The 19,894-nt window shown below is 66.1% G+C and carries 16 protein-coding genes and 1 tRNA gene; 7 read left to right on the forward strand and 10 right to left on the reverse strand.

All coding sequences use genetic code 11. The features are described 5' to 3' along the window. Nucleotides 1–489: 489 nt before the first annotated feature. The 5 genes from KA261_08190 to KA261_08210 all read left to right on the forward strand — a co-directional run bounded on the left by KA261_08190 (nt 490) and on the right by KA261_08210 (nt 5,929). Entirely contained in the window at nt 490–2,193 is a 1,704-nt protein-coding gene (locus KA261_08190; protein MBP7697775.1) for a glutamine--tRNA ligase/YqeY domain fusion protein, read from the forward strand. 248 nt (nt 2,194–2,441) lie between these two features. Continuing rightward, on the forward strand, nt 2,442–3,992 hold the full coding sequence (locus tag KA261_08195) for an acyl-CoA carboxylase subunit beta (GenBank protein ID MBP7697776.1): 1,551 nt from the start codon (nt 2,442–2,444) through the stop codon (nt 3,990–3,992). Between the two features lie 14 nt (nt 3,993–4,006). Then, nucleotides 4,007–4,354, forward strand: a complete 348-nt coding sequence (locus KA261_08200; protein ID MBP7697777.1) for an OadG family protein — start codon at nt 4,007–4,009, stop codon at nt 4,352–4,354. 38 nt (nt 4,355–4,392) lie between these two features. Next, on the forward strand, nt 4,393–4,776 hold the full coding sequence (locus tag KA261_08205) for a biotin/lipoyl-binding protein (protein ID MBP7697778.1): 384 nt from the start codon (nt 4,393–4,395) through the stop codon (nt 4,774–4,776). Nucleotides 4,777–4,804: 28 nt separating this feature from the next. Continuing rightward, nucleotides 4,805–5,929: a sodium ion-translocating decarboxylase subunit beta gene (locus tag KA261_08210; GenBank protein MBP7697779.1), complete on the forward strand. Its 1,125-nt coding sequence runs from the start codon at nt 4,805–4,807 to the stop codon at nt 5,927–5,929. Between the two features lie 29 nt (nt 5,930–5,958). On the opposite strand, the gene KA261_08215 is transcribed toward KA261_08210, so the two are convergent. From KA261_08215 to KA261_08250, 8 genes are all read right to left on the reverse strand, one after another. Beyond that, nucleotides 5,959–6,029, reverse strand: a tRNA-Gln gene (locus KA261_08215). Between the two features lie 200 nt (nt 6,030–6,229). Further along, complete coding sequence (locus KA261_08220) at nt 6,230–6,898, reverse strand: thiamine diphosphokinase (GenBank protein MBP7697780.1); 669 nt, start codon at nt 6,896–6,898, stop codon at nt 6,230–6,232. Further along, on the reverse strand, nt 6,895–7,866 hold the full coding sequence (locus KA261_08225) for a glucokinase (GenBank protein MBP7697781.1): 972 nt from the start codon (nt 7,864–7,866) through the stop codon (nt 6,895–6,897). The genes KA261_08220 and KA261_08225 overlap by 4 nt, the downstream gene beginning before the upstream one ends. Nucleotides 7,867–8,058: 192 nt before the next feature. After that, entirely contained in the window at nt 8,059–10,026 is a 1,968-nt protein-coding gene (locus tag KA261_08230) for a transketolase (protein ID MBP7697782.1), read from the reverse strand. Further along, nucleotides 10,010–11,734, reverse strand: coding sequence for a hypothetical protein (locus KA261_08235; protein ID MBP7697783.1), 1,725 nt, complete (start codon nt 11,732–11,734; stop codon nt 10,010–10,012). The genes KA261_08230 and KA261_08235 overlap by 17 nt, the downstream gene beginning before the upstream one ends. A gap of 224 nt (nt 11,735–11,958) precedes the next feature. After that, nucleotides 11,959–12,957, reverse strand: a complete 999-nt coding sequence (gene queG, locus KA261_08240; protein ID MBP7697784.1) for a tRNA epoxyqueuosine(34) reductase QueG — start codon at nt 12,955–12,957, stop codon at nt 11,959–11,961. A gap of 104 nt (nt 12,958–13,061) precedes the next feature. After that, complete coding sequence (gene gltA, locus KA261_08245) at nt 13,062–14,540, reverse strand: NADPH-dependent glutamate synthase (GenBank protein ID MBP7697785.1); 1,479 nt, start codon at nt 14,538–14,540, stop codon at nt 13,062–13,064. Nucleotides 14,541–14,550: 10 nt separating this feature from the next. Further along, nucleotides 14,551–15,429, reverse strand: coding sequence for a sulfide/dihydroorotate dehydrogenase-like FAD/NAD-binding protein (locus KA261_08250; GenBank protein MBP7697786.1), 879 nt, complete (start codon nt 15,427–15,429; stop codon nt 14,551–14,553). A 404-nt stretch (nt 15,430–15,833) separates the two neighbouring features. Between KA261_08250 and KA261_08255 the strand changes: the two genes are divergently transcribed. Continuing rightward, nucleotides 15,834–17,114, forward strand: a complete 1,281-nt coding sequence (locus KA261_08255; GenBank protein MBP7697787.1) for an aspartate aminotransferase family protein — start codon at nt 15,834–15,836, stop codon at nt 17,112–17,114. 88 nt (nt 17,115–17,202) lie between these two features. Here the strand turns inward: KA261_08255 and KA261_08260 are convergent, their stop codons facing one another. Continuing rightward, nucleotides 17,203–17,883 (reverse strand): cysteine hydrolase, encoded by a 681-nt coding sequence (locus KA261_08260; GenBank protein MBP7697788.1) that lies wholly within the window; start codon nt 17,881–17,883, stop codon nt 17,203–17,205. Nucleotides 17,884–17,904: 21 nt separating this feature from the next. Further along, complete coding sequence (locus KA261_08265; GenBank protein MBP7697789.1) at nt 17,905–18,846, reverse strand: DMT family transporter; 942 nt, start codon at nt 18,844–18,846, stop codon at nt 17,905–17,907. A gap of 113 nt (nt 18,847–18,959) precedes the next feature. Here KA261_08265 and KA261_08270 point away from each other — a divergent pair, with 113 nt between their 5' ends. Then, on the forward strand, nt 18,960–19,880 hold the full coding sequence (locus KA261_08270; protein ID MBP7697790.1) for a DUF4350 domain-containing protein: 921 nt from the start codon (nt 18,960–18,962) through the stop codon (nt 19,878–19,880). The last annotated feature ends 14 nt before the right edge of the window (nt 19,881–19,894 follow it).

Below are 19,894 nucleotides of genomic sequence, written 5' to 3' on the forward strand. Positions count from 1 at the left end.
AGAGCATCTGCCTTCTAAGCAGAGGGTAGCAGGTTCGAGTCCTGCCGGGGGTATGTAATCCCAGACCAGCACGAGGAGCAGCATTCAGTCTGCCCGAGAGCGAGACAGATGGCCTGGCCGGGCATGCGATAGCAGCGTCATCGAAGGTGAATCCTGAACCGGCAGCGGCGGCGCCCCTGGATGATCGAGCCCAGCAGGTTTACGGCTACCGTATGTCTTCTGGCGCAGCCTGATCCAGCAAGTCCATCACTAATTGAATATAGTCGGAAATCGGACCGTCGCCGGCGCAGTATGCCGGACAGAAACGGCGGGAGGTTCGGGGATGGGGCCGCCGAACCGCAACGTGGCCAACGTCCGGGGCCAGGCGGAAATTGCGTTGACTCCGCGGAAAGGGTGTATTAGTGTGTGGAATTGGGCGGCGGAGGCGTTCAGCCCGACCCTGCGCGCCGCCGATAAAGAGTGATACGAGAAGATTGATGAAGGGTGCCTATGGCCAGCGACGAACGAGCGACATCGAACTTCATTCGCGACATTATCGATGATGACCTTGCGAAGGGAACCTACGACGGACGGGTGCACACCCGCTTTCCTCCGGAGCCGAACGGGTACCTCCATATCGGGCACGCCAAGTCGATTCTCCTGAACTACGGCCTGGCCCAGACCTACGGCGGGAAGTTCAACCTCCGCTTCGACGACACGAATCCGACTAAAGAGGAGGAGGAGTACGTCAACTCCATCATCGAGGATGTCCGGTGGCTCGGAGCCGACTGGGAGGACCGTCTCTTTTTCGCCTCGGACTATTTCCCGCAGCTCTACGAGTGGGCGGTGCAGTTGATCAAGGCGGGGAAAGCCTATGTCGATGATCTGACGCCCGAGGAGATCCGCGCGACGCGGGGGACGCTGACCGAGCCGGGCCAGGAGTCGCCCTTCCGCAACCGGCCGATCGAGGAGAATCTGGATCTGTTCGAGCGGATGAAGAACGGGGAGTTTCCCAACGGGGCGAAGACGCTGCGGGCGAAGATCGACATGGGAGCGGGGAATGTCAACCTGCGCGACCCGGTCATGTACCGGGTGCTGCACGCCCGGCACCACCGCACCGGCGACGCCTGGTGCATCTACCCCATGTACGACTGGGCGCACGGTCAGTCGGACTCGGTCGAGGGGATCACGCACTCGATCTGCACGCTCGAGTTCGAGGACCACCGCCCGCTGTACAACTGGTTTCTCGACCAGCTGGGGATCTACCACCCGCGGCAGATCGAGTTCGCCCGCCTCGATCTCACCTACACGGTGATGAGCAAGCGGAAGCTGCTGCGGCTGGTGCAGGAGAAGTATGTCGACGGGTGGGACGATCCGCGGATGCCCACGATTTCCGGCCTGCGGCGGCGGGGGTACACGCCGGAGTCGCTGCGCGATTTCGCCGAGCGGGTGGGCGTGGCCAAGAAGAAAGGCTCGGTGGCCGACCTCGCGCTTCTGGAGCACTGCCTGCGCGACGACCTCAACAAGCGGGCGCGGCGGGTGATGGCGGTGCTTGATCCGCTCAAGGTCGTGATCACGAACTACCCGGAGGACCGGGTCGAGGAGATCGAGGCGGTCAACAATCCGGAAAATGCGGCCGAGGGAACCCGCATGGTGCCGTTCGCCCGGGAAATCTATATCGAGCGCGATGACTTCATGGAGCACCCGCCCGCGAAGTTTTTCCGCCTCTCCCCCGGCGCCGAAGTGCGCCTGAAGCACGCCTACTTCATCCGGTGCCAGGAGGCGGTCAAGGATGCGGCCGGGAAGATTGTGGAGCTCCGCTGCACGTACGACCCGGCCTCGCGGGGGGGCGAGGCGCCGGACGGCCGCAAGGTGAAGGGGACGCTCCACTGGGTGTCGGCCGCGCACGCGTTCGAAGGCGAGGTGCGGTGGTACGAGAACCTGTTCTCGAACGAGTTTCCGGAGGAGATTGCGCCGGAGGAGGCGGCCGCCGGGAAGGATTTCACCGCCCACATCAACCCGCATTCGCTGCGCATCCTGACCGGCTGCAGACTCGAACCGATGCTGAAAGAGGCCCGTCCGGGCGACCGCTTCCAGTTTCTGCGCCACGGCTATTTCTGCGTGGACAACAAGTTCTCCGCGCCCGGGAGGCCGATTTTCAACAGGACCGTGGGCCTCCGGGACACGTGGGCGAAACTCGCCGCGAAAGACTAGCCGCGCGCACGCGACATCGGACATTCGGGCCGCCGTCGGGTATCCGCCGGCGGTCTCCTTTTTTGCGGGAAAGGGGTGACAGCCGGCGGCAGGAGAAGCGCGGTCGACCGGCCTCCGCCGCCCCCCGGCGGGCGCCCTGTGCGCGGCCGCGCCAAAAGCGGAGCGGGGGCAAACTTTCGCTTGCATTTTAGAGGAAAGCACTTACACTACCGGGGCGAAGTATGTGAAATTTGTAACAAGGATTGGACATGGCTGATCCACGCATCGAGGCCCTGCGCCGGAAACGCGGCCAAATGACCGCGGGGGGCGGTCCCCAGGCAGTCGACAAACAGCACGAGCGCGGCAAGCTGACCGCCCGCGAGCGCATCGACCTGTTGTTTGAGCCAGGGACATTCCGCGAGTCGCTTCTGTTCATCCAGCACCGGCAGACGGCGTTCGGGATGGCGGGGAAGGAATTTCCGGGCGAAGGGGTGGTGTGCGGGCACGGGATCATCGACGGCCGCCCGGTGTACGTCGCGAGCCAGGATTTCACGGTCGGGGGCGGGTCGGTGGGTGAAATGACCGGACGGAAGATCAGCGAAGCCATGGACGCGGCGCTCAAAACCGGGGATCCCCTGGTCATGATCAACGACTCCGGCGGCGCGCGGATTCAGGAGGGGGTGGACTCGCTCCAGGGATACGGGCACATTTTCTACCGCAACGTGCTCTTGTCCGGGGTGGTGCCGCAGATCAGCATAATCGCCGGTCCGTGCGCGGGCGGCGCGGCCTACTCCCCCGCGCTGACCGATTTTATCATCCAGGTGCGCCACCAGGGACAGCTCTATATCACCGGCCCGCTCGTGATCAAGCAGGTGACGGGCGAGGAGATCACGGCCGAACAGCTCGGCGGCGCGGAGAGCCACGCCTACTACTCGGGGGTGGTGCATTTCATTGCGGAAAACGACGAACACGCGCTCGCCCTCGCGCGGCGGCTGCTGTCCTACCTGCCGAGCAACAACACCGAGGACCCGCCGTTCGACGCGGCGCTGCACGAGGAGGCGATCGGCCCCGATCCGGCGATGAACGAAATCGTGCCGGAGGATCCCCGGGAACCGTACGACATGCGGGAGGTGATCGCCGGAATCCTCGACCAGGGGGACTTCCTCGAAGTGATGGAGCACTTTGCCCCGAACATTCTGATCGGGTTCGGGCGGCTGGCGGGGTATTCGATCGGGGTGGTGGCGAACCAGCCCGTGCAGAAAGCGGGGGTGCTCGATATCGATTCCTCGGACAAGGCGGCGCGGTTCATCCGGTTCTGCAACGCCTTCAATATCCCCATTCTCACGCTCGTGGACGTGCCGGGGTTCATGCCGGGGGTGCAGCAGGAATTCAGCGGGATTATCCGCCACGGCGCGAAGATGCTCTTCGCCTACGCCGCCGCGACCGTGCCGAAGATGACAGTGGTGATCCGCAAGGCCTACGGCGGCGCCTACCTCGCCATGTGCGCCAAGAGCATGGGCGCCGACCTGCTCTGCGCCTGGCCCTCGGCCGAAATCGCCGTCATGGGCGCCGAGGGAGCGGTCAATGTTCTCTACCGCAAAGAAATCGGCGAGGCCGCCGACCCCGAGGAGGAGCGGGCGCGGCGGATCACGGAGTACAAGGACATGTTCGCGAACCCGTACGCCGCCGCGGCGCACGGACTCGTCGATGAGATACTGGAACCGGCCGACACCCGCCCCTACCTAGCCCAGGCGCTCGAAGTGCTGAAAGCCAAGCGGGAGCTGCGGCCGGCCAAGAAACACGGGCTGATCCCGCTCTAGCCCGGGAGACGGTGATGGCGGACGGAGCAGAGTTCAATGTCGCGCTTTTTGTCGTGGTCGGCCTGCTGGTCGTGTTTGCCGCGCTGGCGATCATCGTCACGGCCGTCTCCCTGTTCGGCCGGCTCGACAAGCGGTGGCGGGCGCGCGAGGCGCAGGCCGACGAGGCGGCTTTCGGGAAGGAGCCGACGATCGACACCACCACGCTGGTGCTGATCGCGGCGGCCGCGGCCACCGTCACCCAGGGGCGGTTCCACATCACCCGCATCCGGCGGCTGTTGCCGGTCGATGGCGGGACGCGCACGTGGTCGGCCTCGGGCCGGGCGGTGCTGATGGGATCGCACGTCGTGCCGCGGCGAAGGTAGCGCCCCAGAGAAAGAAACGAGAGACCAGGAGTGAGACGATGAAGCTGAGAATAACGGTGCACGGGGTGGCGTATGAAGTTGATGTCGAGGTGCTTGACGCCGGGGAGGGTTTCCCGGCCGCGGCGCCGCGCCCGCGGCCGCGCCAGTCGCTGACGGCGGGCGGGCCGCCTGCCCCCGCCCCGACCCCGGCGGCGCCGGCCGCCGCCGGCCAGGGAGCGGTCGCCTCGCCGATCGCCGGGACGGTGGTCGAGATCAAGGCGAAAGTCGGAATGGCGGTCAAACAGGGGGACATCCTCCTGTCGATCGAGGCGATGAAAATGAAGACCGCGATCGCGGCGCCGACGGCGGGCAAGGTGAAGGCGATCCCGGTGGCGGTCGGCGACTCGGTGCGCGAAAACCAGACACTCGTGGAGTTCGAGTAGCGGGCGCGGCCCCGCCACGGGACACGCTATGGACATGCTGCTCAATTTCCTCCAGCAGGGCGCGTTCTTCAACTTCAGTTGGGGCAACCTCGTAATGCTCCTCGCCGGGTGCGGCTTCCTCTTCCTGGCCCTCACCAAAGGGTACGAGCCGCTCCTGCTCGTGCCAATCGGCTTCGGAATTCTGATGGGGAACATCCCCCTCGCGCCCGGCCAGGAGATCGGCATTTACGAGGAAGGGAGCGTGCTGTCGATCCTCTACAAGGGAGTGAGCGAGGGGTGGTACCCGCCGCTGATATTTCTGGGGATCGGGGCGATGACCGACTTCTCGGCCATGCTCGCCAGTCCGCGGCTGATTCTGCTCGGCGCGGCGGCCCAGTTGGGCATCTTCGTGACTTTCCTGGGGGCGCTCTGGCTCGGCTTTGACGCCGACAGTTCCGCCTCGATCGGCATCATCGGCGGGGCGGACGGACCGACGGCGATCTTTCTGACGTCGAAGCTGGCGCCGCACCTGCTCGGGGCGATCGCGGTTTCGGCCTACTCCTACATGGCGCTGGTGCCGGTGATTCAGCCGCCGATCATCAAGCTGCTGACGACGCGCAACGAGCGCCTGATCCGGATGAAACCGGCGCCGCCGGTGAGCAAGCGGCTGCGCATCCTCTTCCCCATTGTCGCCTTCATCATCACCTGTTTCATCGCCCCGGGCGCGCTGATTCTGCTGGGCATGCTGTTTTTCGGGAATCTGCTCAAGGAGTCCGGGGTCACGGAGCGGCTGGCGGCGACGGCGCGGACGGCGTTTATCGACATCGTGACGATCCTGCTCGGCCTCACCGTTGGCGCCTCGACCGATGCGAGCCGGTTTCTCACGCCGGACTCGATCAAGGTGTTCGTGCTCGGGGCGGCCTCGTTTGCGATCGCGACGGCCGGCGGCGTGCTGTTCGCGAAAGTGATGAACCTGATCGCGCGGAACAAAATCAACCCGATCATCGGCGCCGCGGGCGTCTCGGCGGTGCCGCATTCGGCGCGCGTCTGCCAGGTGATGGGCGCCCGCGAGGATCCCAACAACTACCTCATCATGCATGCCATGGCGCCGAATGTGGCGGGAGTTATCGGGTCGGCGGTGGCGGCAGGGGTGCTGTTGGCGACGTTCGGCTGAGAGCGCCGGGCGCGGCGGGCATAAAAAAGCTGGGCGACAGGGATTCGAACCCCGATTCTACGGTCCAGAGCCGCATGTCCTACCATTGGACGATCGCCCAGTGTCTACGGTCTTGTCGGCAGGACACAACGATCTCTGGATGCCCGGCCGATTTTTACAGGCCCTGAATATAGGCATCTGCACCCTGTTGTCAAGATAAACGGGGGGCAATTTTGCGGGGGAGAGTCGGGAGCGCCGGGCCGGCGCGCGCCGGGCGGCTGGGCGGCCGCGACAGCAGTTTTCCCGATGGGAGACACCGCCTTATGGGCGGGCCGCCAAGCCGCCGGAAAAACGGCGCACCACCAGCGCTTGCCCCCGGACAGCGACCGTCGCGCGGGCGCGGACGATGCGATTGCGCAGCCCCCGGGTATCGCCGAATTGCAGCCAAGCCTCAGTCACGTCGTACTCGGTCCCCTCGGTGGTGAGCCGGATTCGCGCCGAGAGCGGCAGAACCGAGACGAGGTCTCCCCCGCGCCGGCGATAGGTGATCCGGCTGTCGGCCACGAGGCGGATCTCGCATTGCGGGCTGACCACACGGATATCGGCGCGGCCGCTTCGGGCGGCGGGGCGATCGCGCAGGCCGAGGAGAAAGACGACGCCGAGGGCATGGTCAATCTCGCCGAGGCCGGGCATCACCAGGTCGATCGCCCCGAGGCCGCGCTCCCGACAGCACTCAATCGCCAGGTGGGCGTCGGTCTTGTCCTTGCGGGACGGGAATCGCAGGACGCGGGTGCGGGGCGGGAGGTTGGCGGGGAGGCGTTTCAGCGAGTCAAAATCGCCCAGCAGAATGTCGGGAAACAGCCCAGCCATCCGGAAAAAGCGGTAACCGCCGTCGACCGCAATCGTCAGCCGCCCGCGGCAGAGCGCGCGGTAGAACGGAAGATCGCGGCGGCGGTAGACGCCGTGGAGGAACGCAACGGCGCGCGTCATTGCGGGTGCTCGAATTCCAGAGCCATGCGGGCGACTCCCCGCAGCGGCGCGGCGCTGTCCAGAATCACCCGGATGGGAATGGGACGCAGCTTCTCCTCGGCGGCCCCGCGCTTGAGGTAGTTGTCCAGAAAGCGGCCCTGGTCGAGCGAGGGGAGCAGCTCGGTGGTGACGCGGCCGGCGAGGTAGAGCCCGCCCGTAGTCGCGCCGCGCAGGGCGAGGTTGGCCGCTTCGCCCGCGAAGCAGTCGACGAACAGGTCGACGGCGTCGACAGCCACCTGCTGTTTTCCCGCGAGGGCCGTCTCGACGATGCGGGAGGGCGGGTCCGGGGCGTTCTGCAGCCACTCCGGCACTTCGTGGCCGTGCGACTCGAGATAGAAGTCCACGAGCCGGACAAGCCCCGCCGAACTGACCACGTCGCCGACCTCGACCACATCCCGCTGGGCGTAGAGATACTGCCACAACTCGGCCTCGAGCTGGGTGGCGGGGGCGAGACCGGTGTGGCCGCCGTTGGTGAGGAAGCTGAGGTAGCCGTTGTCCCGGCGCACCATGAGCACCTCGGCGAGAAGTTCATCGACCGCCATGAGACCGATGTTGCCGGGAACCGCCGGTTGGTCGTTGATCGTGAAGAGCGCATCGGGCGGCAGGTCGAACAGACCGCGCGCGGTGGCGAGGTGTTCGTTCACGAGCCGGACGACGTCAAATGAGAAGTGCGCGCGAATGCTGTCGCCGTCGATCGCCCATGGCAGCAGGGCCGAGGAGACGGTCGAGCCGACCGGGAGGCCGGCCACGGCGACGAAGAAGAGCGCGCCCTCGGTGCGCCGCCGGCTGAAATAGCGCTGGAGAATAGTTTCGAAACTGTCGAAGTCCGCCGCGTCAAAGCGGGCCTGGTCTTTCAGGGTGACGCGCCCCTGGGCCTCGGTAACGGCGGCAAGGCGGACAGTACGCCGGCTGACGGACGCGACAAACATGGCGCTCACAGGCTCCGCAATTGTGGACAGCAGGTTCGGGGAACGGTGGCGTTCACGGCGGTAGCATAACCGCGCGCGGGGAGGGCGGGCAAGGGAAAACTTGCCGGCGGAAACGCCCGGCGGCGGGAGGCACAGCCCCGCCCGGGCCGGCGGACGCCTGCGGCCCGACGGCGCGGATACTGCCGAGGACCGTCAGCCGAGAATGGCCTTCACCCGAGCGACCACGGACGCCGGGTCGAGCCCCAAAAGCCGGAAGAGGTCGGCGGGCGGGCCCGAGGAGGCGTACGCCGTCACGCCCATTTTGGTGAGCGTGGAGCGGGCGCCGGCCTGGAAGAGCTCGGCGGCAAGAGCGGTCCCCAATCCGGTCTTGACGTTGTGGTCCTCGAGCACGACAAGGTGCTCGTGGGCCGCCAGCATCTGGAGATCATCGGCGTGAAAGTCCGACCAGTCGGCCACGCTGATGAGCGAGATTCCCACGCCCTCTCGGGACAGCCGCTGCCAGGCGTCGAGAGCGATTGCGCACATGTTGCCGGCGGCGACGAGGGCGAGGCGCTCGCCGCGCCGGAGGACGTCCATGCGCCCGTAGCGGTACTCGTAGTCGCCGCCGAAGAAGGGACGGCCGTCGGCGTCGGGGATGATCGGCGTCGCGGAACGCCCCATGAACACGGCGAAGTTGCCCGGCCGGCTCAAAACCCACCGGGTGATGCGGTCGGTCTGGTTGGGATCGGCCGGGGTGATGACTCTCCAGCCGAAAGTCGAGTTGAGGAGGGCGAAGTAGTCGATGCACTGGTGGGTCTTGCCGTCCTCGCCGACCTGAACGCCGGTGTGGGTGCAGAAGAGTTTCAGATTGGCGTGGTTGATATCGTTCAGGCGGGCCTGGTTGAAAGTCTCGTCGACGCCGAAGACCGCGAAGTCGGCCCAGATCGAGACGGCGCGCTCGGCGGAGAGGGAGCCGGCGATGGCGGCAGTGTTGTGTTCGGTAATGCCGCACTGGAAAAAATTGTCGGGGTACTTCTGGCCGAAGGCCGCAGTCTTGACCGAGCCGGCGAGGTCACAGTCGAAGACGGCCATGACGAAGTCCTCGCGGGGGAGGTTGAGATCGGCGACGGCCAGGAGAGCTTTGCCGAAAGCCGTGCGGTTGTCCATTTTGACGTCGGCGCCGTAGGTGGCCGGCTGCCCGGTTTCGACCGGCGGGTAGGGGGGCCGGGGGATCTTGAACGCGGGCGGCGGCCCCTGCTTGCGCAGCTCGCGCAGCGCGGGGAGGTCTTTCCCGTGGTCGCCCAGGAGGGCGAGGGCCGGGGTGAGCATGTCGGGGGCGACCGGAGCCCCGTGGAAAGCCTCGTCGTTTTCCATGAAGCCGACGTCTTTGCCCATGACGGTGTTGGCGATGATGACGATCGGGCGGCCTTCATTGGTGACGGCGCGGTGCAGTTCCCCGTAGATCTGGTCAAATGAGTGGCCGTCGATTTCGACCGCCTGCCAACCGTCGGCCTCCCACTCGGCGGCGAGATCCTGCGGCAGGATGTCGACGGTGCGGCCGGAAATCTGGAGGCGGTTGCGGTCGATGATCGCGGTCAGACGGGAGAGGGCGAATTTGGCGGCGACCCGGCGCGCCTCGCCCACCTGCCCCTTCTGCTGCTCGCCGTCGCCCATGATCACGAACGTGTGGAAATTCAGACCCGAGAGCCGCGCGTAGAGCGCTTTGCCGATGCCGACCGAGAGCCCCTGCCCGAGGTTGCCGGTGTCCCATTCGATGCCGGGGACGCTCCGCTCGACATGCCCTTCGAAGGGGGAGCCGGCCTGGCGGAAACCGTGCATGGCCGCGGCGGGATCGAAGAAACCGGCGGCCGCCAGCGCCGTATAAGCGCCCGGCGAGGTGTGGCCGTGCGACACGATGATGCGGTCGCGGTCATCGCGCATCGGGTTGCGGGGATCGACGCGGGCCATGTGGTAGAGAGTGAGGTACAGCTCGAGCGACGACATGGAACCGCCGGGATGGCCGGAGGCGGCGAGGCTGGTCATCTTGAGAATCTGCGCGCGGCAACGGCGGGCCGTCTCGCTGAGTTTCTTCCGCCACTCGGGCGAGAGAGCGCTGGAGGTGAAGCCGCGCCAGGGATCGAAATCTTTCACTCGGGTATCCTGTTCATTGGCAAACCGCATGGAGGACATCGGCGAACTCCTTTACCGCAGTGGTGACGTTTCCCTTGACGGCGAAGACGAGCACGGGGAGGTCGCGACTCGCCAGGGCGCGCACATCGCCGATCGCCTGGGCCGTGATGAGCTGCCCGAAATCGTAGAACCGCCCGGGAATCTCGAGCCGGTCATAATCGGCCCGGAGGAAGACGATGAACCGGCCGACATCGGGCCCGCCCTTGTAGAGCTGGCCGATGGAATGGAGGTAGCGCGGTCCGTAGCCGCACAGGGTCGCGACCCCCCGGCGGCGCCGGATGGCCGCCCGCATGCCCGCGAACTGGCGATCCAGAGCGCGCTCTTCCTTGCTGTAGCAGAGCAGCGCGACATATTCGGGCGGCCGGAGGCCGGCCAGGAATCGGGTGAGCAGCCGTTTCAAATCGGCCAGGTCCGACGGGCGGAGGTGACTCTCGCCCCCGTGGCTCACGAGCGTGAGACGGCCGTAGGTCCGGCCCGCGGCCAGGTCGGCGAACTGGCCCGACTCGCGATATTGGTCCAGGATGCGTTCGGTGTTGCGTTTGCTCTCGGTGACGTTGGGTTCATCGAACGGGTTGATCCCCATGAGATAGCCGGCCGCGGCCACGGCGACCTCCCAGAGGAGAAACTGGCCGCCCAGGGCATCGTACGAGGGCAAACTGAGGTCGACGATCGGGAACCCTTTCTTCCGGAAAGCGGCGCGAAGGTTCTCGGGCAGCGGAGGTTTTTCGGAGGCCAGGCGGAGGGTGACGAACATCCGATCGTCCCGGTAGTCCGCCGCTGCGCCGAGCGGCTCGCCGTCGATCGGGACTACACCCCTGGTCTTCTTCCCGGTCGACTCGGCCACCAGTTGCTCGATCCACGGGACAAGCGGGGCGAGACCCCGCGAGGCGATGAATGTCATCTTGTCGCTGCCCGACTCGGCGCCCGCCGCCATGAGCGCGGCCAGCGCTGCGGCCGGGTTGGTCTCGTCGTCGCGCGCGCGGAGGATCTTCTCCATCGCATACGCATCGTCCAGCAGCGCCGCCAGGTTGACCCCGGCGAAGAAACCGGGGACGAGCCCGAAGTAGGAGAGGGCCGAGTAGCGCCCCCCGATGTCGGGCGGGTTCAGGTAGATGCGGCGGAATCCCTCGCTCCGGGCGGCGGAGTGCAGCGCGCTGTCCGAGTCGGTGATGGCGACGAACTGGCGCCCCTGCCGCGAAAAACCCTCCTGCCGCAGACGGTCGAGGAAGCAGATCATCTGCGAGCGCGTCTCGACCGTGGCGCCCGACTTGGAGGAGACGATGAAGAGCGTGCGGTCAAGCTGGACCTTGCGGAGAGCGGCGGTGACGGCGCGGGGATCGGTGGAATCGAGCACGGCAAAAGAGTCGAGCGATCGGTGGCGGCCGAAAATGCGGCCGAAGAGATCGGGGCAGAGCGAGGATCCGCCCATGCCGAGGAGCACGACGTCGCGGAAGCCCGCCTTGATGACGTCGTGACCGAACGATTCGATGGCGGCGACGCGTTTGCGGATGGTGCCGGCCACATCGACCCAACCGAGGCGGTTGGCGATCTTGTCGCGGACGGCCGGCTGCCGCGAAAACAGCCCGGCGTCGCGCACCATGATGCGCGGCAGAACCGCGTTGCGTTCCAGCCGGCGCAGGGCGCGCTGACAGGCCGCCTCCGTCCGACCGGCACTAATGGAAAAGGCTCCCGGCTTCACCGTTGTTGCCACCTCACTGCTATTGGAACTGGGATTTTCCTGCTCGTGCGGGCGCGGCGCGACGCGGGAGGGACGGAGAGCGCGACCGGGGCCGAAGGCCCGGGGGAGCAGCGGCGCACGGAGATCCGCCCCGGACCCCGGCCGGAGCCCGTTCGGATCGCTGTCGCTTGCGCGTCCTTGACCATACGGCAATAATAGGCACATCCCCCGGACGGGGCAACCGTTTATTGCGGAACCTCTCCCCCGCCGGCGGCGCCGCCGCCTTCCCGGGTGCGGCGGCTCTCGTTCTCCAGGACGATCCGGGCGTTGCGCTGCAGGCCCTCCAGGCGCGGCCGAACGAGCGGCGTGCCGGCCGCGAACGCGAGGAACTCCTCGCGGTCGCGCAGGGCGAGGACGCGCCGGGTGTCGACGAACTCCCCCGCGCCGGCGGCCGGCAGGAGTTCCCGGTGCGGGGTCGGCGTCGCCCGCCGATTGTACGGGCAGACCTGCTGGCAAATGTCGCAGCCGAAAATGAGCGCCCCCATGCGGCTCTGCAGCGCTTCGGGAATCGCGCGGGGTCGTTCGATGGTCAGGTACGAGATGCACTTCGCGGCCTCGATCATGGCCGGGCCGACGATGGCCCCGGTCGGGCAGGCATCAATGCAGGCGGTGCACTCCCCGCAGGCGCCGTGGCGCCCGCCGCAGGGTTCGTCCGGATCAAGCGCCAGCGATGTGAGGATCTCGGAGAGGAAGACCCACGATCCAAACGTCCGGTTGATGAGCATGCTGTTCTTGCCGATGAAGCCGAGCCCGGCCCTGGCCGCATAGGCGCGTTCGAGAAAGGGGCCGTAGTCGACGTACCAGATGAAGTCGTGGCGCTGCGGGGCAACCTGCTCCTGCAGGCGTTGGATCAGGTGGAGGGTCAGGCGCCGGATGACCTTGTGGTAGTCGCGGCCCCGGGCGTAGCGGGAGACGCGGCCGTGGCCCGGCGGGCGATCGGGGCTGTTGGGATTGTAGTAGTTAACGCCGAGCATGATGACCGACTTGACGCTCGGCAGCAGTTCTCTTGGGTCAACGCGACGGTGTGTGGAGCGGGCGATCCAGTGCATCTCGGCGTGGCGGCCCTCGGCGAGCCACCGGAGAAACCGGTCGCGGGCCTCGGGGATGACCTCGGGGGAGGTGACGCCGCAGAGGTCGAAGCCGGCGGCGGCGGCGAGGCGTTTGACGAGTTCGCTGGTGAGCATGGCGGCCTTGACGGGCGGCGGAGGGTGAAACAGCGAAGGCGGACCGCGCGGCCCGCCTCTGCTGTATTGCTACCATCACCCGGAGGGAGAAATCCGCCGCGGGCTTATGTCCTGACTTTCTCCATCATGTACTTGTGCATGGCGCGGGCGGCTTTCTTCCCCGCCCCGGCGGCGAGGATGACCGTGGCCCCGCCGGTGACGATGTCGCCGCCGGCGTAGACCCCCTCGCGGGAGGTCTGCATGGTCTCCTCGTCGACGACGATATTCTGCCACCGGTTGGTCTTGAGGCCGGGAGTGGTCTGCGGGATCAGCGGGTTGGAACCGTTGCCGATCGCCACGACCACGAGATCGACCTCCATGGTGAAATTCGAACCTTCTATGGGGACGGGCCGGCGCCGGCCGGAGGCGTCCGGTTCGCCGAGCTCCATCTGGAGGCACTCCATCGCCCGCACCCGGTTCCGTTCATCGCCCAGGAACCGGATGGGGGTCGTGAGCATGTGGAACTGCACGCCCTCTTCGAGCGCGTGGTGGATTTCCTCCTTGCGGGCGGGCATTTCGGCCTCGCTGCGGCGGTAGACGATGTAGGCATTTTCGGCGCCGAGCCGGAGGGCGGTGCGGACGGCATCCATGGCCGTGTTGCCGCCGCCGAGGACGGCGACGTTGCGGCCGCGGATGATCGGCGTGTCGTAGCTGTCCTCCTCGAACGCCCGCATGAGGTTCGACCGGGTGAGGTACTCGTTGGCGGAGTAGATGCCGATGAGGTTTTCGCCGGGGACGCCCATGAAATTCGGCAGGCCGGCGCCAGTGCCGATGAAAACCGCGTCGTAGCCCATCTCGAAGAGCTCGTCGATGGTGTCCATTTTGCCGATGACGGTGGAATTGCGGAATTCGACGCCGAGGTCGCGGAGGTAGTCGCACTCGGACTGGACGATCGCCTTGGGGAGGCGGAATTCGGGAATGCCGTAGACGAGCACGCCGCCGGGCTTGTGGAGAGCCTCGAAAATAGTGACCTCGTGGCCGAGAAGGATGAGGTCGCCGGCGACCGTGAGTCCGGCCGGGCCGGCGCCGACGACCGCGGCTTTGCGCCCCGTCGGCGGCTGCTTCCGGGGAAGCTGGACGAGATGGTTCTCGCGCTCGTAGTCGGCGACGAAGCGTTCGAGGGCGCCGATCGCGACCGGCTGGAACTTCTTGTGCAGCACGCAGGCGATTTCGCACTGCTCCTCCTGCGGGCAGACGCGGCCGCAGACGGCGGGCAGGGAGTTCGTCTCCTTGATCTTGCGGGCGGCGGCGGCGAAGTCCTTTTCCAGGATGAGGCGGATGAAGCCGGGGATGTCGACCTCCACCGGGCAGCCCTTGATGCAGGGGGCTTTGGGACACTCGAGACAGCGCTGGGCCTCGGTGAGCGCCAGGTCAATCGTGAACCCGAAGGGAACCTCTTTGAAATTGCCGACCCGCACCTCCGCCTGCTGTTCCGGCATCTTCTGGCGCGGGATGCGCATGCGGTCTTTCTTGGCGATCGGATTCGAGGAGCCGGCCTCGGCCCGGGATTCATCCTGCCCCAGGGCGGTGTCTTTTTCGCTCATGGTCGTTTCCTCACTTCTCATCCGGGTAGGCGAAGGCCTGGACGGACTTGGTCAGGCGGCAGTTCGGGTCGTCGAGCAGCCGTTTCATCGCCCGCCGCTCCTGCTCGCGGTAGGCCGTCAGGCGGGAGGTGAGCAGGTCGAAATCGACCAGGTGGCCGTCGAAATCCGGACCATCGACGCAGGCAAACTTGGTTTCCTCGCCGATTTTCACGCGGCACCCGCCGCACATGCCCGTGCCGTCGATCATCAGCGGGTTCAGCGACACCCAGGTCGAGACGCCGTAGGGCGCCGTCAGCTTTGACACGACGCGCATCATCGGCACCGGGCCGATCGCCATGATGTGCTTGATCGGGGCGCCGCGGTCGAGAAGCTGCTTGAGAACGTCGGAGACAAAACCATGGTGGCCATAGGATCCGTCGTCCGTGCACGGGTAGAACTCATCGGCCACGGCCTTGTGCTCCTCTTCGTAAAAAAGCAGGTCCCTGGTGCGGGCGCCGATGATCGTGACCACTTTGTTGCCGGCTTTTTTGAAGGCCTGGGCGATCGGGTAGACCGGCGCGATGCCGATGCCGCCCCCGACGACGCAGGCGGTGCCCCAGGTATCGACGTGGGTGGGGATGCCGAGCGGCCCGACGCAATCGGACAGCTCGTGGCCCGGCGCAACGGTCGTCATCAACGCCGAGGTCTTCCCCACGACCTGGTAGACGATGGTGAGGAGTCCGTTGGCTTGGTCGAGGCCGGCGATCGACATCGGCACGCGCTCCCCCTCGTTGTTGACGCGCAGGATGACGAATTGGCCGGCTTTGGCTTTCGCGACGAGGCGCGGGACAGCCACGCGCATTTTCCAGATCATCGGGCCGAGTTCAACATTGTCGACAATCTTAGGCATCAGACCTCCAAAGTGGTGGTAGAATCAGCCGAAGAATATACCAATTGGGGCCGAAAAATCAAGCTTATCCGGTCAATTTTACTCCTGTTAGGTCGAGCAAAACCGGTACGATCGGGTATTTTTTTTCGCGCACATTCGCTTGGGGCACATGTCCTTCCCGACCGACCCGGAACGGGTGGTCCGACGCGCGACGGAGGGACCAAATAGCCCCGATCTGGTCTATTTTCGACGATTCCCCGAATGAAATCACGCTGCGGAGCGGGCCGGAAACAGGCGCGAAAGTGACTGAACTACAACGCAGAATGCGCGTTTTTCGAGCGGCATCACTTGAGTTTTTGGGGCGGACGACATATATTTGGGCGACGTGTAACGCCATTTTTTATGGCTTTTTTACGAGGTGTACCATGGCTGATGTAAGAACGACTCACCGCGGACCGGTTGGGTACTCGACGTACTCTGACCAGATGATCTACGATTTCGAGAGCAGTTACGGTGCACACCATTACAGTCGTCAGCATCTGGTGGTCCGGAAGGCCGAGGGGATCTGGTTGCACGATGAGAAGGGCGACCGGTACCTCGATTGCCTGGCGGCCTACTCGGCCGTGAACCAGGGCCACCACCATCCGCGTATTGTTCAGGCGGTCGTTGAGGCGCTCCAGAGCGGTTACGGCTCGGTCATTTCCAACGTCGTCTATACCGATCCCCTGGGCGTGTTCCTCAAGAAGCTGGCGACGCTGGTGCCGCAGATGGGCCCGCGTTTCGGCGACAACGGCAACAAGGTGCTGCCGAAAAACGGCGGGGTCGAATCGGTGGAGACGGCCGTCAAGCTGGCCCGGTACTACGGCTACAAGGAGAAGGGGATTCCGGACGGGCAGCAGGAGATCGTGGTCTTCAACAACAATTTCCACGGCCGCATGATCACCACGGTGTCCTTCTCCAGCAACGCCTACTACAAACAGGGATTCGGCCCGCTCACGCCGGGGTTCCGGACGGTTGATTTCGGCAGCCTCGACAAGGTGGAGAAAGCCATTACCAAGAACACCTGCGGGATCCTCGTCGAGCCGATGCAGGGGGAGGGCGGGATGTACCAGGCGCCGGCCGGGTTCCTCAAAGGGCTGCGCGAGCTCTCCGACCGCCACAACCTCATCCTCCTGTTCGACGAGATCCAGGTGGGACTCGGGCGGACCGGCAAGATGTTTGCGTTCGAGCACGAAGGGGTGGTTCCGGACGGCATCATCCTGGGCAAGGCGCTCTCGGGCGGGCTGGTGCCCCTGTCGTGTTTCGTCACCAACGCGAAACTCATGGACATCGTTTTCCAGCCGGGCCGGGACGGGTCGACCTACGGCGGCTACCCGCTCGCGTGCGTGGCCGGGAATGCGGCGCTCGACGTGATTGTCGAGGAGCGGCTGCCGGAGAACGCCGATCAGGTCGGCGCTTACCTCGCCGAGCAGATCCGGGCGATCGGGGCGCGCTCGCCGCACGTGAAAGAGGTGCGGGCCCGCGGGCTGTTTATCGGCATCGAGGTCAAGAACGGCGACGCCATGAAGTACTGCCGGGAGATGCTCGGAGCGCGCCTGATGGCCAACGACAGCCACGGGCACACGATCCGGATCTCGCCGCCGCTCATCATCACGAAGAAGGACGCCGACTTTATCGCGGCCGGTTTGGAGCGCGTGCTCGTGTAGCGGGCGGGAGCCCACGAGCGACGTTTATAACAGCGCGGCGGATCAGGTGATCCGCCGTGCTTTTTTTGTGCGGCGCATCAGCTTTGGATCAAGGCTCAGTCCGGGCGGGGCGGGATTCAGTGAGATCCCGGAGGAGGTCGGCGGTCCGCGTTACGTGCGCGAACCCGAACGCCAGGCCCATGAGGGCGGCCAGATGCAGTTCCTCGCTGACCGACCCGGCGGCATCGGCCGGAAAGAACACGCGGTAGTCGCGGAAGTAGGCGTCGCGGGCGGTGGATTCGCAGCAGAGGTTGGTCATCACGCCGGTGATGACAAGGTCGGTGATGCGCAGGCCGCGCAGGACGATCTCGAGGTCGGTGCCGTAGAAAGCCGAGTAGCGGTGTTTCGCAATGACCTTCTCCCCCGCCGCCGGGGCGAGGTCGGGGTGAATTTCGCTCTCCGGGGTTCCCTCGAGGCACATTCCTTTCCACCACCAGGCCATGATGCCGGCGTCGTGACCGGACGGGTGGTGAACGTGCTTTGTGTAGATGACGGGACGGTTCTGCGCCCGGAAGGCAGCGATCAGCAGAATTACATTGGGAATGATCGGCGGACCGCCGCAGGTGAAGGCGGCGGAGTTCGGGTCGAGGAAGAAGTTCTGCATGTCGACCACGAGGAGGGCGGAGGATCCCCGATTCAGGGTCATGGGGTGGCGATTCACCTGTTCGATGTGTTTCAGCCAGGCCGCGGTCTTTTCCGACAGGGAGCCGGTACGGGGGTTGCTTTCCATTGGCAATGCCTCACGAGTCGTTCACGTGCCCGCCGGGGTGGTGCGGGATTGCTGCCCGGCGGGGCGGCGGACGGTTCCGAGGTAGATTCCGAGCAGGGTTATGGCTGCTCCGAGCGTCTGCAGCGGGGTCAGGCGTTCAGCGAAAAAGAGCGCCCCCCAGACGGCGGCCAGCACCGGCTGCAGCAGCAGGGCGAGGCCGCTCCGGTGGGCATCGAGACGCGGGAGCGCCTGCGAGATCGCCCACCAGCCGAGCGCCTGCGCGACGAGGGCGAGCAGGACGAGGATGCCCACGCTCGTCCAGTCGGGCGGGAAGAATTCGTGCCGCTCATACAGCAACGAGGCGATCAGCAGGAAGAACGCCGCGGCGGACGACACCCAGGCCATGAGCGTGATGAAACTCGGCGGCGGTCCCTCCCGCTGCCCGGCAATCTTGATCGTGACGATGTAGTGGGCATAGAACACGGCCGTGAGCAGGCCGAGCAGCACTCCGCGGAGGTAGGGGGCGGTGAAGGCGATGTCGCTCCCGACCCCGATCAGCAGGATCAGGCCGAGAATCGCACCGGCCGCGGCGGCGAAGAATCCGAGCGTGAGCCGCTCCCTGAAGATGAAGTAGCTCAGGACGGCGGTGCCGAACACCTGCGTGTTGGCGAAAATGGTCGACATGCCGACGCCGACCAGGAGAACGGAGCGGTGCCAGACGAAGAGGTCGCCGGCGAAGAGGACGCCGGCGAGGATAGTCCAGCGTTTCAGCGCCCAGGGCAGGCCGAGGCGGTGGCCGGCGAGAGCCGCCCAGACAAAGAGGATGCCGGCGCCGAAGAAGGTTCGCCAGAAAGCGATGGCGCCCGGCCCCAGCCGGCCAGCCCCGAGCAATGTGACAAAAACCGCGGCGAAACTGATACACAGCGCCCCGAACGCCAGAATCGCCAGCGCCCGCCCGGTTCTCTCTTGCGAATGTCTGCGCATGGCCCATGATAGCCGCGGCCGCAACACCGGCCAAGGAAATTCGTAGATTCTGCAGCCCCGCGTCTCTTGGCATCATCGTGCGGAAACGGCAGCGGCCGTGGAAGGAGGCTTGCGTGCGATCGTATTGCCCGATGGTTCTGTCGCTGTTAATGCTGGCGGCGCCGGCCGCCCCGGCCCAGCAGGTGCCGGACTCGGCTTTCCGGCCGCCGATCGAAAACCCGGCCTTCCCCGCCCCGAACGGCCCGGTGGTGCTGATCGACGAGGGGCATCACAACTTCCACACCGCCGGCGGCCGCTACTACACGTTCGCAGAGCTGCTGCGCCGCGACGGGTACCGCGTGCTCCCCTCGGGTTGCCGGTTCACGGGGGATTCGCTCGCGCGGGGGGAGATCCTGGTGGTCTCCAACGCGCTCCATGAGCGCAACGCGCAGGAGTGGTCGCTGCCGACGCCCTCGGCGTTCACGCCCGACGAAATCGCCGCGGTCGCGGCCTGGGTGCAGGGGGGCGGCGCGCTCTTGTTGATCGCCGATCACATGCCGTTTCCCGGGGCGGCGGCCGAACTCGCCGCGGCCTTCGGCTTCCATTTGCACAACGGTTTCGCCGTCGACACGGCCTCGCCGACCGGCGGCACGTATGTCTTCCGCCGGGCGGACGGCACGCTGCGCGACCACGCGATCACGCGCGGGCGCAACGATAGGGAACGGATCGACTCGGTCGCGTCGTTTACGGGCGAGGCTTTTCGTGCGGATAGCGCGGCCGGGCTGATGGTGTTCGGCGATGGAGTGGTGTCGCTTGCGCCCGATACTGCCTGGCAATTCGACGCCAACACAGCCGCGGTCGCGGTGAGCGGGTGGTGTCAGGGAGCGGTGAAAGTGATCGGCGCGGGGCGGGTGGCCGTGTTCGGGGAGGCGGCGATGTTCTCGGCGCAACTGGCGGGTCCGAACCGGACGCCGGCCGGGATGAACAGCCCGGCGGCGCCGCAGAATGCCCGGTTTCTACTGAACGTCCTGCACTGGCTGAGCGGGGAGCTGTGAGCGCGGCCCCGGCG

The organism is Candidatus Zixiibacteriota bacterium, from assembly GCA_017999435.1.
Classification (GTDB): domain Bacteria; phylum Zixibacteria; class MSB-5A5; order GN15; family FEB-12; genus JAGNLV01.